Consider the following 16,582-nt stretch of genomic DNA (forward strand, 5'->3'; position numbering starts at 1 on the left):
TCCCAGTGGACTCAGACGTCGATCCGGGACCGGTCCAGGCTCGCGGCCGAGCTGGTGATGAACTCCTTGCGCGGCGCCACCTCATTGCCCATCAGCAGGTCGAAGGCGCCCTCGGCGGCCTCCAGGTCGCTGATGTTGATCCGGCGCAGCGTGCGGAACCGCGGATCCACGGTGGTCTCCGCGAGCTGGTCGGCGTCCATCTCGCCCAGGCCCTTGTAGCGCTGGATGCTCTCCTTGATGCGGACGTTCTTGCGCTGGAGCTCCAGCAGGGTCGTCCGCAGTTCGGCGTCGGAGTAGGTGTAGATGTACTTGTCCACACCCTTCTTCGGGTTGGTCAGCTCGACCCGGTGCAGCGGCGGCACGGCCGAGAAGACGCGGCCCTGCTCGACCATCGGCCGCATGTAGCGCTGGAACAGCGTCAGCAGCAGACATCGGATGTGCGCCCCGTCCACATCGGCGTCCGCCAGGAAGATCACCTTGCCGTAGCGCGCCTGGTCGATGTCGAAGGTCCGGCCGGACCCGGCTCCTATGACCTGGATGATCGCTCCGCACTCGGCGTTCTTGAGCATGTCGGAGATGGACGACTTCTGGACGTTGAGGATCTTGCCGCGAATCGGCAGCAGGGCCTGGAACTCCGAGTTCCGCGCCAGTTTGGCCGTACCGAGCGCCGAGTCGCCCTCGACGATGAACAGCTCGCTGCGCTCCACATCGTCGCTGCGGCAGTCGGCCAGCTTGGCGGGCAGCGAGGAGGACTCCAGCGCGGTCTTCCGGCGCTGCGCGTCCTTGTGCTGCCGGGCCGCGATGCGGGTGCGGGCCGCGGCGACGACCTTCTCCAGCACCGCCCGCGCCTGCTGCTTGGTGTCGCGCTTGCTGGAGGTCAGGAACTCCTTGAGCTCCTTGGCCAGCACATTGGCGACGATCCGGGCGGCGGCCGAGGTGCCCAGCACCTCCTTGGTCTGGCCCTCGAACTGCGGCTCGGCCAGACGCACGGTGACCACCGCCGTCAGCCCCTCCATCGCGTCGTCCTTGTTCACGTCGTCCTCGGCGACCCGCAGCAGCTTGCCGGCCCGCAGCGCCTCGTTGACGGTCTTGGCCAGCGAGCGTTCGAACCCGGAGACGTGGGTGCCGCCCTTGGGGGTGGCGATGATGTTGACGAAGGACTTGAGGTTGGTGTCGTAGCCGGTGCCCCAGCGCAGCGCGATGTCGACGCCCAGTTCCCGGGTGACCTCGGTCGCGGTCATGTGCCCGCGGTCGTCGAGGACCGGGACGGTTTCCTTGAAGGAACCCGTTCCGGACAGCCGCAGTACGTCGCAGACGGCCTTGTCCTGCGAGAGGTACTCGCAGAACTCGCTGATGCCGCCGTCGTAGCGGAAGGTCTCCTCGGTCGGCTTCTCGCTCTCCAGGCCGCGCTCGTCCCGTACGACCAGGGTGAGCCCGGGCACCAGGAAGGCGGTCTGCCGGGCGCGCCCGTAGAGCGTCTCCAGGGCGAGCTTGGCGTCCTTGAGGAAGATCTGCCGATCGGCCCAGTAGCGGACCCGGGTACCGGTGCGGCTCTTCGCCACCTTGCGGCCCTTGAGGAGTCCGCTGTTGGGGTCGAACGGCGCGTCGGGGCCGGATTCGGTGAAGATGCCGGGGGTGCCGCGGCGGAAGCTGATGGAGTGGGTGTGGCCGTTGCGGTCCACCTCGACGTCGAGCCGCGCGGACAGCGCGTTGACGACGGAGGCGCCGACGCCGTGCAGACCGCCGGAGGCCGAGTAGGAGCCGCCGCCGAACTTGCCGCCGGCGTGCAGCTTGGTCATCACCACTTCGATGCCCGACAGTCCGGTCTTGGGCTCGATGTCGACGGGGATGCCCCGGCCGTTGTCGCGCACCTCGACGGAGCCGTCCTCATGCAGGACGACGTCGATCCGGTCGCAGTAGCCGGCGAGGGCCTCGTCGACGGAGTTGTCGATGATCTCCCAGAGGCAGTGCAGCAGGCCGCGGCTGTCCGTGGAGCCGATGTACATGCCGGGCCGTTTGCGGACCGCTTCCAGCCCCTCCAGGACGAGCAGGTGCCGCGCGGTGTAGTTGGAACCGTCACGGTCTGCTCCGGTAAGCAGCGCACTGGACGGCACGGACGTCTCGGCGGTCACGCGTTTCGCTCCTCGCTGAATTTCTGGCTGGCCCGCGGAGTGCGATTCACCTGCGTGTTTCGCCCGACACGGGCTCGGTCGTGGCTGGTTCCCCGGTCAGAGGGTACCGAGGCCGAACGGGGCCGCTGCCACGCGACCCGTGGAGACGCCTCACGCCAGTCCCTTTTTAGCATGTATGTTCGATAAACCGAAGGGGTGAAGCACACATCACGTTCCCTTCGAGGCATGAACCATTTAGGCTCCGGGCACGTCCTCTTTAACAACCCGGCAAGCCGGCCGGGGGGACGCCACCCACACAAGCAACGCGAAACCGTAAATCGACGCACTACGGCACATTCGCCGCCAACCGGCATCATCCGGCCACCTCGGGAAGAAGTTTCGAGGAAAAGCCACGAGCGGGAACGTTTTCGGCCTGGTTGGATGTTGACCCTGGTACGACAGCTCGTCGAGCTAGAGAAGAGGCGACGTGACTACTGTTCTGACCCCCGCGAGCCCCCTGACGGCCGCTGACCGCTGCGACCGGTGCGGCGCCCAGGCATACCTGCGCGTTGTACTCGTGAGCGGCGGCGAACTGCTCTTCTGCGCCCACCACGGCCGCAAGTTCGAGCCAGAACTCAAGAAGATCGCCGCGGAAATACAGGACGAGACGGAGCGGCTCACCACACGCCCGGCGTCATCGACCGAAGAGGAACACTGACACATCGCATCCACGACGAGCGAGAACCGGCCCAGGGCCGGAAAGCGGGCGGCCACCCCGGCCAAACGAGGGTGACCGCCCGCACTCGTACGCTCCGTGGCGCCCTGTGAGGGTGCTCACACTCCTCCAGGGGTCGCCGGCGGAATGTCGTCAGCCGCTCGCGACCACCTCGTCGGCCACCGCCGAGAACCGCGTGTAGACCCCGGGACTGCCCGCTTCACCGCAGCCGCTCCCCCAGGAGACCAGGCCGATCAGCCGACCTCCCGCGATCAGCGGTCCGCCACTGTCGCCCTGACAGGCGTCGCTCCCGCCGCTCCGTAGCCCCGCGCACAGCATCGTGCCGGCTCCGTACGTGCCCTCGGGGCCGCCCGGATAGGCCCGCGCGCAATCGGCGTCCGGGAGGACCCGCACTCGCGCTTCCCGGAGCGTCTGGGCGTAGTCACCGCGGCCCGTCCTGTCTCCCCAGCCGTACACCGCCGCGGCGGTTCCCGACCGCTCCGCCGGGTCGCCCCGCCGGGCCACGGGGATCACATGGCCGGCCGACACCGGCTCGGCCAGCGTGAGCACAGCCACGTCCCCAGCGTTGGTCACGCTGTCGTACTTCGGATTGACCCGGACCCGCAGCACCGCCAGCTCCTGGCCGTCGGCGCGCCGCAAATCACCGCGGTCGACCAGCACCCGCAGGTCCGGCACCTTGGACGGGTCCGCGCCGAGCACCTCCCGGCCCATGCAGTGCGCCGCCGTGACCACCTTGGTCGGGGCGACCACGACCGCCCCGCAGAACTGGCCCGAGCGGGGCTTCCCGAAGTGCGCCCGACTGGACAGCGCCACCACCCAGGGGTGGTCGGCCACCCGAACGGGGTGCCCGCCGACGACGACCCGGTCCGCCACCGCCGTACCGGGCGCGGCGAGCACCAGACCGAGGACCGGCGCGAGCACTCCGAGCAGCACGCGGGAAATGGGTCGCATGGAGCCTCCTGACTCTGTGATGCGGTATGCATACCCAGAGTGAGACACTATCGCCCGCGCCGCACCCCGAAACACCTCGGGCTCGCGATCTCCGAGGAGTCCGCGAGCCCGAGGCGTCGTCGTGCAGCAGTCAGGTCTAGTCGAGGTAGTCCCGCAGAACCTGGGACCGGGACGGGTGCCGGAGCTTCGACATCGTCTTGGACTCGATCTGGCGAATACGCTCACGCGTCACGCCGTAGACCTTGCCGATCTCATCCAGCGTCTTGGGCTGGCCGTCGGTGAGACCGAAGCGCATGGAGACCACGCCCGCCTCGCGCTCACTGAGCGTGTCCAGAACCGAGTGCAGCTGCTCCTGGAGGAGCGTGAAGCTGACCGCGTCGGCCGGGACGACCGCTTCGGAGTCCTCGATGAGGTCACCGAACTCGCTGTCGCCGTCCTCACCCAGGGGGGTGTGGAGGGAGATCGGCTCACGGCCGTACTTCTGGACCTCGATGACCTTCTCGGGGGTCATGTCGAGTTCCTTGGCCAGTTCCTCCGGGGTGGGCTCGCGGCCCAGGTCCTGGAGCATCTGGCGCTGGACGCGCGCGAGCTTGTTGATGACCTCGACCATGTGCACCGGGATACGGATGGTGCGGGCCTGGTCGGCCATCGCGCGGGTGATCGCCTGCCGGATCCACCAAGTGGCGTACGTGGAGAACTTGTAGCCCTTGGTGTAGTCGAACTTCTCGACCGCGCGGATCAGACCGAGGTTGCCCTCCTGAATGAGGTCCAGGAAGAGCATGCCGCGGCCGGTGTAACGCTTGGCCAGCGAGACCACCAGGCGCAGGTTCGCCTCGAGAAGGTGATTCTTGGCGCGCCGGCCGTCCTCGGCGATGATCTCCAGCTCGCGCTTCAGCTTCGGCGCGAGCTTGTCCGCGTTGGCGAGCTTGTCCTCGGCGAACAGGCCGGCCTCGATGCGCTTGGCGAGCTCGACCTCCTGCTCCGCGTTGAGGAGCGGGACCTTGCCGATCTGCTTGAGGTAGTCCTTGACCGGGTCGGCGGTGGCGCCGGCCACCGCGACCTGCTGCGCGGGCGCGTCGTCATCGTCGTCGTCGGAGAGCACGAAGCCCTCGGACTCGGGCTTGTCGGCGGCGGCCTTGGCGGGGGTGGTCTCCTCGTCCTGCTCTTCGCCGTCGTGCTCGTCGGCCTCCTTCGAGGCCGCCTTCCGCCCGGCGGTCTTCTTGGCCACGGCCTTCTTCGCGGTGGCCTTCTTGGCGACAGTCTTCTTCGCGGTGGCCTTCTTGGCCGTCGCGGCGGACTCGTCGGTCGCGCCGTCGGCGACCTCGGTGTCAGCGGTGTCCGCGCGGGGGGCGGCCGTCTTTGCGGCGACAGTCTTGGTCGCGGTGCGCTTCGCCGGGCTCTTGGCTGGGACGCTCTTCCGGGTGCGCTTGGGTGCCTCCGCGGCACTGACCATGAGCGTCACACCCTCTTCGTCGAGGACTTGGTTGAGGCCGCGCAGAACGTTCTTCCACTGGGTTGGCGGAATCTGGTCAGCCTCGAAGGCCCGGCGCACGTCATCGCCGGCGATCTGCCCCTCAGCCTTTCCCCGCTCGATGAGCGCCATCACAGACTCGGATTCGGCGATCTCCGGCGGGAGCGTACGGGATGTGCTGGCCGACACGAACAACCTCTCGGAACGATGGAAACGGCTTCCGGCCCCGTCCATGATGGACCGGAGCCGACGACCACCGGCAAGGATGAACCGGCGGCGCGGGTGGAGCCCCGGAAAAGAAACAGCGTCGCGAGCGACACCGGCATTCCCTTCGCGGCTACCACCTCTTAGGTCATCGCGCTGCCCGGAAGAGTGTTACGCCCAATCCGCGTGGCCCGAGTCACACCGCATATCACTACAGACAGTATGAAAACAGAAGCTATCCCCCGACAACGCCGTCGCCGGACCCCCGCGCCAGGGCCCGGCGACACCACACAGGACGGCCACGGCGCGCGGCCGGTGTGCAGTCAGTGCTCGCGCGGGGCGGGCACCACATGATCGGCGGGACCGGCGCCGGCGGCCTCGGGGTGTGCGACGAGGAGTTGGCGCATAGCCGCCTCCGCGCCCGCCGCGTCCCCGCTGCCGACCGTGTCCACGATCCGCAGGTGGTGGCCGACGACCGTCTCGCTGGGGCGCTCGCACCCGGCGGTCGGGGCGCCGGAGACCTGGAGCGCGGACGAGACGATGGCGGACAGGTGCTCCAGCATCCGGTTGCCGCCGACCTGCAGCAGCAGCGAGTGGAACTCGGCGTCGGCGCGGGAGAAGGTGAGCGCGTCGCCCTGCGCCACCGCGTGCCGCATGATCTCGGCCATGTCGGCGAGACGCTGCTGAACGTCCTCCCGGCCGTGACCGGCCGCCAGCCGGGCCGCGAGCGGCTCGATCGTCCAACGCAGCTCGCACAGCTCGCGGCGCTGGTCGTCACGCTGCGGCCCGAAGGCCCGCCACTCGATGATGTCCGGGTCCAGCAGATTCCAGTCGCTGACCGGCCGGACCCGGGTGCCCACATTGGGCCGGGCACTGACCAGGCCCTTGGCCTCCAGGACACGCAGCGACTCACGGACGACGGTGCGGGAGACCTCGAAACGCTGGCCGATCTCCTCGGGTACGAGCGGTCGGTCGGCGCCGAGATCGCCGGAAACGATCATCTGACCGAGCTGCTGGACGAGTTGGCCGTGCAGGCCGCGTCCGCGGCTGCCGGTCGAGCGTCGGCCCATTCGGCCCAGATCCGCGTCGGCGCCGTCCCAGGAAGGGGCGCCCGCGCGGCCGGCGCCGGGGGCGCCCGCGTAGGGGTAGCGGTCAAGCTCGCCCGAGCCTGCGAGGCCGGAGTCGGCGGGGCGAGCCGAGGTCATCATCGTGTGCGCAAGGGTACTCACGCATCCTTTGTCGGCGACACCTTGCGGACCCTTGAGGTCTTTGCTGAAAAGCACACGAAAGGGTGATCGCCCATCACCTCACAATTGACGCTTTATCGCAAAGAACCGGGCGTTCCTCGGGTTGTTGTGGACACCTGGGCGTATGCGGCATCCCCCGCCCCGCGGCCCCGCTAGCATGCCCCGCCGCGCAGCGCGGTGAGGACGTACGCGCAGAGCAGCGCGGTGAGCGACAGCGCCATGGCCCCGCCCACGGGCTGCGAGGCGAACCGGGCCGCGACGGACACCCCGTCGTCGAGACCGGACGGCCACTGCACCAGGGCCGCCGACCGGAGTCGTGCGGGCAGTCCGATCAGCGGCTCGGCGGCGGGGCCCGCGAACCTCCGCACCGCGGGGACCACCAGGACCGGCACCGCCATCACGGCCGCCAGCCCCAGCACGGTGGAGCGGAAGACGCCTGCGGCCAGCAGGCCCGCCCAGCCGCAGCATGCCGGGATCCGGGCCGGGGCCAGCGCCGGTGCCGGGCCGCGGCGCGGCCGTCGGTGCGGGTGAGCGATTCGGTGCGGCAAGTGTCACCGATCTCGTCGGCCAGTTGGTGCACGAGGACGCTGCGCCGGTAGGCGGCGTCCCCGACAGCCGCGCAGCTGCTGCCGTAGACGACGATGCGGCTGTCGCCGTCGCGTACGACTTCCAGCGGGCGCTCGGCGGCGCGCGACTCACTGGTCAGCAGCGCGGCGAGCCGGTCGGCGTGCGGGGTGCTGACCGCGACGCGGCGGCGCAGCCGGGTACGAGCGAAGTCGGCAGCCTCCTGGTCGGCGACGAGCCGGCCCGCATCGATGGTGACGACCTGATCGGCCAGGCGGACCGCGTCCCGGGAGTCGCGGGCGGTGATCAGGACGGCACCGACCTGGGCCGCGTAGCCGCGCAGCAGCCCGTGCAGCCAGGCCGTCTCGCGGGGCGAGAGGTCGTGGGCGGGTTCGTCGAGCAGGAGGGTGTGCGGGTCGCCGAGAAGGGCCGCGGCCAGACCGAGCCTGCGGTCCATGCCGAGCGAGAAGGCGCCGAGGCGGTGGTCGGCGAGCTCGCTGAGGCCGACGAGTTCGAGGACGTCCCCGGCCCGGCCGGCGGGGATGCCGGCGGCGGCGCTGAGCATCCGCAGGTGGCCGCGCGCGGTGCGCGCCGGGTTGCCGGGGACGTCACCGAGCAGCACGCCGAACTCACGCGCGGGGTGCGGCACCCGGCGCAGCGGGCGGCCGTCGAAGAGTGCGACGCCGCGGCCGGCTGGAGTCGCAGCATCAGCCGCAGGGCGGTGGACTTGCCCGCTCCGGGAGTGCCGTGCAGGACGGTGACGCGGCCGGGACGTGCTTCGAAGGTGAGGTCGTTCACGACCGGGGGACGGCCGCGGCGGAGCGTACTGGTCAGTCCGATGGCCTGGATCATCGCTTCTCTCGCAAGGCGTGAGACCGCTCGGGGGAACGTGCGGACGCGGGGAGTAGGGGGACGACGGGATAAATATAGCCCCATATGTACCGATTTCCACGCAGTGCGCGTCGCCCTGGCAACCCCTCGTGTCACACCTCGGGGCGCAGCATCGGCGGATTGAGCAGCGTCGCGCCCCCGGCCTGGAACAACTGGGCCGGACGGCCGCCCTGACGTGTCGTCGTACCGCCGGTGGGCAGCAGGAATCCCGGTGTGCCGGTCACCTTGCGGTGGAAGTTGCGCGGATCGAGCGCGACGCCCCACACCGCCTCGTACACCCGGCGCAGCTCGCCGACAGTGAACTCCTGCGGGCAGAACGCGGTGGCGAGCGAGGAGTACTCGATCTTGGAGCGGGCCCGCTCCACACCGTCCGCGAGGATCCGGGCGTGATCGAAAGCGAGCGAGGCCGCCTGCTCGCTGTCCCGGCCGGGGCCGCCGTCCTGAACGAGCAGGGTCTCCACCGGAGCCCAGCGCGCGCTGTTCGCATCGCCGCCCGCCGTGGGGGCGGGCAGGTCGGGAGCGAGCACCAGATGGGCGACGCTCACCACCCGCATCCGGGGATCGCGCTTCGGATCGCCGTAAGTGGCAAGTTGTTCGAGATGGGCGCCGTGGGCGGCGACCGGGCCGCTCGGCGGGTGGGCGTGGAGTCCGGTCTCCTCGGCCAGCTCCCGGCCGGCGGCGGCGGACAGGTCTTCATCAGCCCGCACGAAACCACCGGGCAGCGCCCACCGTCCCTGGAACGGCGCTTCACCACGGCGGACGGCGAGCGCGCACAGCGCGTGCCGTCGCACGGTGAGCACGACCAGGTCGACGGTGACAGCGAAGGGCGGGAAGGCCGACGGGTCGTAGGGCGGCATGGCGCGATCATAGTCGTCCGCCTGACGATAAACAGGCCCTTGGACACCACGGGGCGGGACCAGGAACCCCGGACGGTTCCGTCCACCACTTCACACCCCAGCCGTCTGCCACTTCACACCCCCAGTTGCAGGCCGTCGGCGGCCTCCTCGACCATGCCCATACCGAGCCGGCTGATCCGTACCGCGAACGGCTGCTCGGCCACCCGCAACTCGGTGAACTGCAACGCGCCCAGCGGAGTGCTGCCCATCGGCCGCACCGCGACCGTCCCGCCGGGCACATCCGGGCGGATACCGGCGGGCACGGTGAGCAGTTGGACCGCGCCGGCCGCCGCCACCGCGGCCGGACGACAAGCCGCGGGATGCGGTAACGGGGCGCCCCCGGAGACCCGCTGCTCTCCCGCGTACATCTCCGGCAGCCGGTGGCCGAACGCCCCGGCCGCGTCGAGGACCCCGTGCAACAGCGCGCCCGCCTCCTTCTCGTAGCCGGCGACGGCCAGCCCCGCGACGGCGACGGCCGTCTCCTGAACCCGGACCGCGCCGCTGCGATGGCCGAACGGGTTGTACCCGGCCTCCTTGGCGCCGAGGCTTCGCAGCCCCCAGCCGGGGTCCAGGGCCGGACCGCCGAGCAGCCGGGCCAGTTGTCCGGTCCGCACCGTGCCGAGCAGCCCCTCGGCGAACACGCCACCGCCCAGCAGCCCGGTGTCGAGAAGCTGCGCGGCCGTGGATCCCAGTTGCGCCACCGGTCTTCCGTCAGGTGTCCTGAGCGCCGCCGGCCGGCCGCCACCGCGGTCCTCGACCCAGAGGTCCGCACGGAAACGGTCCCGCAGCGCCGCCGCCCAATCACGCCAGCCCGACGCTCCCGGACGGCCGTAGGCCGCGAGCAGGTCCGCACCGAGCAGCGCCGCCCGGTGCGCGTGGGCCAGCACCTCGCAGCGGTAGGGGCCGCCGGGGGCCGGGTCCGGGAGGTAGCCGCCGTCCCCCGGTACGGTGCGCAGCCAGCGCAGACAGCGCTCGGCGACCGGCAGCAGCCGCTCGGTCTCGTGCTCCGGCAGCCCCCAGCGCCGGGCCTCGGCCAGCAGGACGGGGAACAGCAGGGTGGCTTCGACACCCGTGCAGCTCGGCGGGGCGTGCGGCCCGGTGTGCCGCAGCGGGCCGGGGACGCGGCCGGCCTCCGGCCCCGTCCCGGCGACCTGGGTGCGGGCCAGGGCGCGGAGCGTGCCGGCCGCGAGGCGGGCGCCGAGCGGCAGCATCATCCTGGCGGCCCACAGCGCGTCCGCGGGAGCGAGGCCGCAGCGCCAAGGCGCTCCTGCGGCCAGGTACGCGTCCGCCGGGTATCCCGGGGCCCTGAGCAGCAACGCCCGCAGGTCGTCGAGGCTTTCGACGGGGCGAGGGGGTAGAGGGGTGGATGCCTGGCACTCGCTGCGCTCCCTGGGAGGATTTCGGGCTCGGGCGGATTCCGCCATGTAGGTGAACGGCGGGGCCGGTGCCCAGGACACGGCGGGCGGCCGTCGGGGCCGGGATCCGTCATCGCGGGCTCCGCACTCCGCGCGGCCCCGGACGACGCCGCGCGCGGTCCCCCGAGCCGGGCCCGGTCCGGGCCCGCGGACCGGACTGCCCGCCGGGCCTTCCGTGTCCACCTGGCTTTCCCGGTGCTGCCGGCCCACTCTGCCTCCGCGGTGGCCCGGCTGCCCCGCAGGAGGCGCCGGAGGAGGCGCCGGAGGAAGCCTCGCCGAGGGGCGTCACGGCCGTTGTGCGGCCCTCGGGGTCCGTCTCGGTCACCGAGGTCGGGGGCTCCTCCGCGCGGCCTTCGGCGGCGCGCGCCTGGCGCAGGCAGCGGCGCAGCGGTTCCGGGTCCAGACCCTCGTTGCAGGCGGTGTGCAACAGACGGGCGAAGACGTAGTCCGGGTCAGCCCGCAGAGCGCGGCCGAGAGCCACCCGCGCCGCCGTCTCCTCCCCGGTCGACCTTCTCTGCACTAAACGAGTGGTAGCTGGTGCGGGATAGATCAGTGGTGGGGGAAGTGCGTCAGCAGGAAGAGCGCGAGCCCTGTCACCAGTTGCATGCGGATACGCGCTTCAAGGGCATTCGAGAATCCTGGGTGGGATCCACCGGTATGAAGGATGTTCCAGATGCCAGCCAGCATGCGACCACCATCCCCCGCGGGCAACGGATTACCCAAAGTCACATCGGGTTGCGGGTTCTTCTCATCGATCCAGAGGGTCTGGAGAGCTCTACCCCCCTGGCCCGCGTGTGCTGTGGGCTGGTAGTCGGTGTGATCCGCCGCCAAGCAGACGAGAAGGCTTTCAAAAGCACTGCGCAGTTCTGCATTCGCCGAGGTGGGCACCTGGTCCGCCAGGTGACGAATAGCCTGCGTGTAGTGGGCTTCGGCAACATCGTAGCCGCGCCGCCTGAGCTCTTCTTGGAGGACGGTCATCTCCTCGTGGAGCGGAGCAACGGCAGAGTCGTATGGCCGGATCTCTCCGACGTAGCCAAGATCTTCTCCGGGCTGCATCATCAGCTCGTAGCCGTCGCTGCGGAGGCTCTCCTTGAGATCCTGCCAAAGCTCGTGTTCCCAGCAGTAGCGGACGAGACCAGCGGTGAAGGCGAGGAGGGCTTTGTGGGCCTCGTTGTCACCGTGGTTCGCTCGCTTCTGTGCCGCGAACAGGGTTTTGGTCAAAATTGCATGCCTGGTGGGCCTGAGGTCGGGGGCTTCGCTGCAGACCTCCGAGTCCAGCAGCAGGTCCTGGAGGTTGTTCTTGCTGACCTCACGAGCAATCTGGATCAGTCGGCCAATGGTTTTCCCAGACAAGGTGTTCATGCCGTTCAGTTTCGACCTTGCGGAACGACAGCGCATCACGATTCAGGGAGAGGGCCTCGGCGAAGGAAAGCCCAGGTTCACGGGGCCCCCGCGTTCGACGCGCCGGGTTTGCTCGCGCTTGCCCCGCAGGAAGGTCAGGGTGAGGTCGAGCCCTTCGATCTCACCCTGCCACCCCTCCTCGACGGCGCGTTTGCGGCGGGCAACCAAGTCCTCCTCCAGCTCATCGAGGCGAGGCAGCATCTTCGGGTTGATGCTGAGCATCGGGCAGCGGATGCAGGCGTGCTCGTGCGCGCAAGGAGTGCCGTAGGGCCGTCCGCAGGAGCCGAGCTCGACCCGCCGCTTGTCGAAGTGTTCCTGGAAGTCGTCCCACTCCTCGGTCGTGGGCTTTCGGTATTCCTCCTGCGGCCGGGCGGACCGGCGACGAGCGAGGAACTGCTGATAGTGGCTGATGACGTCCTCATCGAAAACAGCGACGTAACCACGAGTCGTCCGGATATCGAGGTGGCCGAGCAAGGCCGCTCCGATGTGGATGGGCAGGCCGTTGTTGACGAGTTCGGTGGCGAAGAGCCTTCGGAAGTCGTGGGGTGCGAACTTCACCCCGTCGAACTGCGGGTTCGTGACTGCGAGAGCCTTGCAGGCCCGGCGGATCACGCGCCAGACCGTCGTGCCGGACATCCCTCGCTGGGTCCCGCTGTGAACGGTCTGGAACAGGTAGGGAAGTTCATCGCTCCAGACCTTCTCGTGCAGGTCATAGCGGACGCAGACCGGAACGGTGCCGTGCTCGTTGCGGTGCCGGCGGATGATCTGGGCGATGACGTGGAAGAGCTCCGCCGACATCGGGACCACCCGTTCCCGGTCGCTCTTCGAAGGGCTGATCACCAGCAGGGCCACGACCTCGCCACTGGAACGCTGGTATTGCCGGACGCTCAAGTGCGAGAGCTCAGCAAGTTCCTCCGCCCGAAGTCCGGCCAGCCGGAGCGTCTCCACGACTGCCCACTGCCAGAACGCCAGATTCTCTTCCTGCGTGATGCGGACGAGTTTCCCGGTGAGGCGGTTGACGGCCCGGACCGGCGGGCGCCCGTGCTTGGCATCCTCCTTGATTGCCACTCGCAACCACGCGGTCCCGTCCAGGGTGAAGTCCTCGCCCGGGGTGACGCTTTCGGCGACTTCGAGCAGGGCTCGCGCCTGGTGCCAGGTGTCGTTGACGTGCTGGGAAAGGATCGGCAGCAGGGGCTGACGGTCGCGGGTGCGGTTAGCCATGCGCTCTTGGAGGCGTCGGCGTCGCAGGTGGAACCAACGCAGGTCAGCGTCGCGGACTGGGCAGGGGGCGACCCAAATTGCCCAGCGTTCCGGCTCGGCAACCGCCCACGTGTGCAGATCGAGGTAGAGCGCGCGGACCGACATGAGCGGGCCGTCGACGTCCAACCGCGGGCTGCCGTCAGCCTTGACCAGCAGCTTTTCCTTCCACTGAGTGAAGGTCTCTTCCGAAAGCCGCAGGTCAGCCTGCTCGGGGTTGATCTCCTCGATTCTCTTCCAGAACAGCTTGGCCAGGTGGTGCGCGAGCCCGCGCAAGGTCGAGTAGTCCAGATCCGCGGAGCGTCGGCGGATGTAGTCGACCAGCAGGTCCCGGACCGCCTGATTTCTCAGCTCGTGGCGGTCAACGACCTCCTCGACGGAGAGCTGTCCGCGGGTGACCGCGGCCCGCAGGGTCTTCGGCGCGGAGGCGGGGAACTGTCCCATCTCGTGCAGGACTGGCCAGGCCAGCGTGGCGGCGAAGGTTCCCGAAGCCCTGCTCTCGCCGGCCAGGCCGTGGGTGCGGGACTCGACGGCGTAGTGAAGCAGGGCTTCGGGAGTCAGGTCTTTGAGGTCGATGCCGAAGACTGTCAGCGCGCAACAGACATCGAACCGGGCCTTGCCGCGTCGTGCTCCGCTGACCGGCATCTTTTCGAGCCGTGCGCAGAACTCCTCCAGCCGCGGGTCCTTCGCGACGTCCCGGAACCAGCGCGGGTAGTTCCAGAGCGGGTTGGAGCGGAAGGACAGCAGGTCCGGGCGGATGAGCCGCATGGCGAATGCGTGGCCGGCGGCCGCGTTGAGCCGGTTGCGCTGGAGCTTGTTGCCTTCCTCGGCGAGACCGCCGACCGGACGGCCTCGCTCATTGAGTCCAGAGGCTTCCCAGCGCTCCTGCCAGGTGTTCCCGGGGAACTGCGCGAGGTGCTGGAGAAGGTCGGACATCCCCTTGCGGGTCTTCCACTTGTAGCTGACGTGTGCCGAGAAGTGTTGGGCTGCGGCTTCGGCGACTTCCTCGACGCTGGCCGTACTGAGGTCGCCCAGCGACCGAGGAGGTCTGGCGGGAAGCGGCGGCGGTGCCGGGGTGAGGGCGGTCGGCGCGAAGTTGCCGACCGGCGCCCCGGGATTTGCGTCGTGCCGCCGGATGTAGTTGGTGGTGGGGCCCTTCATGCGCAGGCTGTCGCCGACCTTACTTCCCGGCACCGAACACCGCCTGGATGTCGTCCGCGGCGTACTGCGTCGGCCAGGCCACTGGTTGAGCAGGGCGGGAGTAGTGCTCAGCGAGCTTGTCGACCAGGTCCTCCAGCCCGACGACGGTGTAGAGGCTGGTGGTGGTGATATGCGCGTGCCGAAGGATCGTCTGCACTTCCACCAGCGTCAGTTCCGGATCCCGAGCGAGCCGGGTGGCGGCCGTGTGCCGCAGATCGTGCAGGGTCCAGTTCATGCCCAGCTTCTCGTCTGCCCGCTGGATGATCCGGCGGGCCGCCCAGTAGGTCAGCGGGCGACTCTCGCCCCGTCGAGTGCGCCAGATCGGGACCGCGGTCTCCGGCAGGCCGCTCTCGTCCAGATAGGCGGCGAGGTAGGCGAGCGCTTCCGGGGAGACCGGGACTGGCTGTCTGGCCCGGGTGCCCTTGGAGATCACCCAGAGCTGTCCCTTCTGCCAGTCGATGTCGCCGAGCTGAACACCCAGCAATTCGGAGGCACGGGCGCCGGAGGTCACGTAGCAGGACAGCAGAGCCCGGTCCCGGGCGCACTTCATCTGCTCGAACAGGACGTCCCACTGCTCGTCGGGCAGGGCCCGCGGCTGGCGGACCGGGACCTTGGGCCGCAGTCGGCCGCGCCGGTGCTGAGCGCGGCTCTCGATCGGAGACCGGTGGGACAGTGCGGCCCGGCGGGCGCGGTTCTCAGGCACCGGGTTGAGTACAGGTCCGCGGCCGAAGTGCATGTGGAACGCGTAGAAGCCGTGCACCACCGAGAGGTTGTGCGCGATCGTCGCCGGCGCGTACCCAGATCGCAGCGTCGGCTTCCCGGTTTGCGGATTCACCGTCCCAGCCTGATGAGCGGCTCGGGTTCGTTGCCGTTGCGGATTACGGGCGGCGCGGAGCCAGCCCACAAGCGCGACGACTTCCGCCTCGGTGACTTGCTCCCATCCGACGTCCAGGGCCCAGAGCACCCGGTACCACCGGAGCAGATCGAAGCCATAACTCCGGCAGGTCAGGGGACTGGCGTCGCCCAGTGTCCGGTCTCGCAAGTAGGCGTTGACCGGCTCAATCTCACGGTCGGCGGCGTCGATCACACGCCACGGCAGAGATGGCGTCGTACCTGGCACCACAGCCCCAACCCGGGGCAGCCGAGCACGTCCGTCAATCAGATCTCGATGAAGCGAAGGAGTCTCATGCACGTCCAAATGCTCACGAGTCACGGTCCCCGAGTCGAGTGGATCACCAAGTTGGTGCAGTTAACAGACCAGGCGACCCAGCCCGCCAGGGTGAGCGGGGCGGCCGCGTAGTCGCCGTACGAGCCGACGCAGCGCCGGGCCAGAGCCCGCCACAGCCGCAGCGCCGCTTCGCCGGGCGGCCCCTCCATCCATTCGGCGGCCCGGTCCCGCGCCTGGCGGTCCTGGATTCCGAGGATGATCGCGGCGGCCTCGTCGTGGGCGATGAGGGCGTCGTCGTGCGCGTCGGATTCGTAGCGCCCGCCGGTCGGCGGCGCGGCGCGGAAGCGGCCCAGCACCCTCCCCGCCAGATCCAGCGTCTCCCCGCGCACGGTCTCGGCGTTCGCGCCACCGAGGATGCGGGGCACGAGTTCCATGCTCGCCGTGTCCAGCGCCAGTTCCTGTTCCTCGGCGTGCGGCGCGGGCAGCGGGTCGAACCGCGCCTCCATCTCGCGGAGCGTGCCCCGCACCTGGAGGCCCGCGTAGGCCGCCGCGGCGGCGATCACCGAGGTGCCGGGCAGGGTGAGCGGGGTGCCGTCAGGCGGGCAGCAGCGCTGGTCGGGACAGACGTAGGACCAAAAGCGGCCGCCGGAGATGCAGAGCGCTTCGAGCACGGGCACCTCGAGCCCGCCGCAGGCGGTGCGCAGTCGCTGGACGAACGGCCGCAGCCGCTCCATCACGTCCTGCGCGGACTCGCCCTGCCCCGGGTCCTGGCACAGGAAGACGAGGATCCCCTCGGGCCGGTCGGCGCGCCGCCGGCTACCCGCCACCAGACACTCGGCGAGTTGATCGCAGACGTCGGGCCACTCCTCGCTGCTGAGCGGAATACCGAGCCGCAGCCGGCCTCCGAAGCGACCCCGGGCGCCGTGCAGCCCGACCATGACGACGCTGTCGGTCGGATGAAAACCCATGAGGTAGGGAAGCGCGTCGGCGAGCTCGGCCGGGCTGCGCAGCGTGATCTGTTCGTCGACGGAGGGGCGGGAGGCTTCGCTGTGATTGCTCATGGCCCGACG

12 protein-coding genes and 2 pseudogenes are annotated in these 16,582 nt (G+C 69.8%); 1 reads left to right on the forward strand and 13 read right to left on the reverse strand.

Going from position 1 to position 16,582, the window contains the following annotated elements:
• Positions 1–11: 11 nt before the first annotated feature.
• A complete protein-coding gene (locus QMK28_RS05845) occupies positions 12–2,132 on the reverse strand; it encodes a DNA gyrase/topoisomerase IV subunit B (RefSeq protein ID WP_326435908.1) in 2,121 nt (706 codons plus the stop codon).
• A 466-nt stretch (positions 2,133–2,598) separates the two neighbouring features.
• On the opposite strand from QMK28_RS05845, the gene QMK28_RS05850 reads away from it, so the two are divergent.
• Positions 2,599–2,829: a DUF7455 domain-containing protein gene (locus tag QMK28_RS05850; protein ID WP_326435909.1), complete on the forward strand. Its 231-nt coding sequence runs from the start codon at positions 2,599–2,601 to the stop codon at positions 2,827–2,829.
• A gap of 150 nt (positions 2,830–2,979) precedes the next feature.
• Here QMK28_RS05850 and QMK28_RS05855 read toward each other — a convergent pair whose 3' ends face one another.
• The 12 genes and pseudogenes from QMK28_RS05855 to QMK28_RS05905 all read right to left on the reverse strand — a co-directional run bounded on the left by QMK28_RS05855 (position 2,980) and on the right by QMK28_RS05905 (position 16,573).
• Positions 2,980–3,798 (reverse strand): S1 family peptidase, encoded by an 819-nt coding sequence (locus QMK28_RS05855; protein ID WP_326435910.1) that lies wholly within the window; start codon positions 3,796–3,798, stop codon positions 2,980–2,982.
• A 136-nt stretch (positions 3,799–3,934) separates the two neighbouring features.
• Positions 3,935–5,458 (reverse strand): RNA polymerase sigma factor, encoded by a 1,524-nt coding sequence (locus QMK28_RS05860; RefSeq protein WP_326435911.1) that lies wholly within the window; start codon positions 5,456–5,458, stop codon positions 3,935–3,937.
• A 338-nt stretch (positions 5,459–5,796) separates the two neighbouring features.
• Positions 5,797–6,756 carry a FadR/GntR family transcriptional regulator gene (locus QMK28_RS05865; protein ID WP_326435912.1) on the reverse strand — a complete coding sequence of 320 codons (960 nt, stop codon included), beginning with the start codon at positions 6,754–6,756 and terminating at the stop codon, positions 5,797–5,799.
• Positions 6,757–6,872: 116 nt separating this feature from the next.
• Positions 6,873–7,118 carry a hypothetical protein gene (locus tag QMK28_RS34170; RefSeq protein WP_443050550.1) on the reverse strand — a complete coding sequence of 82 codons (246 nt, stop codon included), beginning with the start codon at positions 7,116–7,118 and terminating at the stop codon, positions 6,873–6,875.
• Positions 7,119–7,225: 107 nt separating this feature from the next.
• Positions 7,226–8,136, reverse strand: a pseudogene (locus QMK28_RS05870) (ATP-binding cassette domain-containing protein); the annotation flags it as partial.
• Between the two features lie 131 nt (positions 8,137–8,267).
• Positions 8,268–9,032, reverse strand: a complete 765-nt coding sequence (locus tag QMK28_RS05875; RefSeq protein ID WP_326435913.1) for an NUDIX hydrolase — start codon at positions 9,030–9,032, stop codon at positions 8,268–8,270.
• A 113-nt stretch (positions 9,033–9,145) separates the two neighbouring features.
• Positions 9,146–10,399: pseudogene (locus QMK28_RS05880) on the reverse strand (glycogen debranching N-terminal domain-containing protein); the annotation flags it as partial.
• A gap of 157 nt (positions 10,400–10,556) precedes the next feature.
• Positions 10,557–11,006: a DUF4192 family protein gene (locus QMK28_RS05885; protein WP_326435914.1), complete on the reverse strand. Its 450-nt coding sequence runs from the start codon at positions 11,004–11,006 to the stop codon at positions 10,557–10,559.
• A 29-nt stretch (positions 11,007–11,035) separates the two neighbouring features.
• Positions 11,036–11,848 (reverse strand): hypothetical protein, encoded by an 813-nt coding sequence (locus QMK28_RS05890; protein ID WP_326435915.1) that lies wholly within the window; start codon positions 11,846–11,848, stop codon positions 11,036–11,038.
• A gap of 42 nt (positions 11,849–11,890) precedes the next feature.
• Positions 11,891–14,338, reverse strand: coding sequence for a tyrosine-type recombinase/integrase (locus tag QMK28_RS05895; RefSeq protein ID WP_326435916.1), 2,448 nt, complete (start codon positions 14,336–14,338; stop codon positions 11,891–11,893).
• Complete coding sequence (locus QMK28_RS05900) at positions 14,325–15,179, reverse strand: tyrosine-type recombinase/integrase (protein WP_326435917.1); 855 nt, start codon at positions 15,177–15,179, stop codon at positions 14,325–14,327. The genes QMK28_RS05895 and QMK28_RS05900 overlap by 14 nt, the downstream gene beginning before the upstream one ends.
• Before the next feature lie 374 nt (positions 15,180–15,553).
• Positions 15,554–16,573 (reverse strand): DUF4192 domain-containing protein, encoded by a 1,020-nt coding sequence (locus QMK28_RS05905; RefSeq protein ID WP_443050551.1) that lies wholly within the window; start codon positions 16,571–16,573, stop codon positions 15,554–15,556.
• Positions 16,574–16,582: the final 9 nt, after the last annotated feature.

Origin of the sequence: Streptomyces sp. H27-D2, from assembly GCF_035828615.1 — a bacterium.
In the GTDB taxonomy this organism is placed as follows: domain Bacteria; phylum Actinomycetota; class Actinomycetes; order Streptomycetales; family Streptomycetaceae; genus Streptomyces.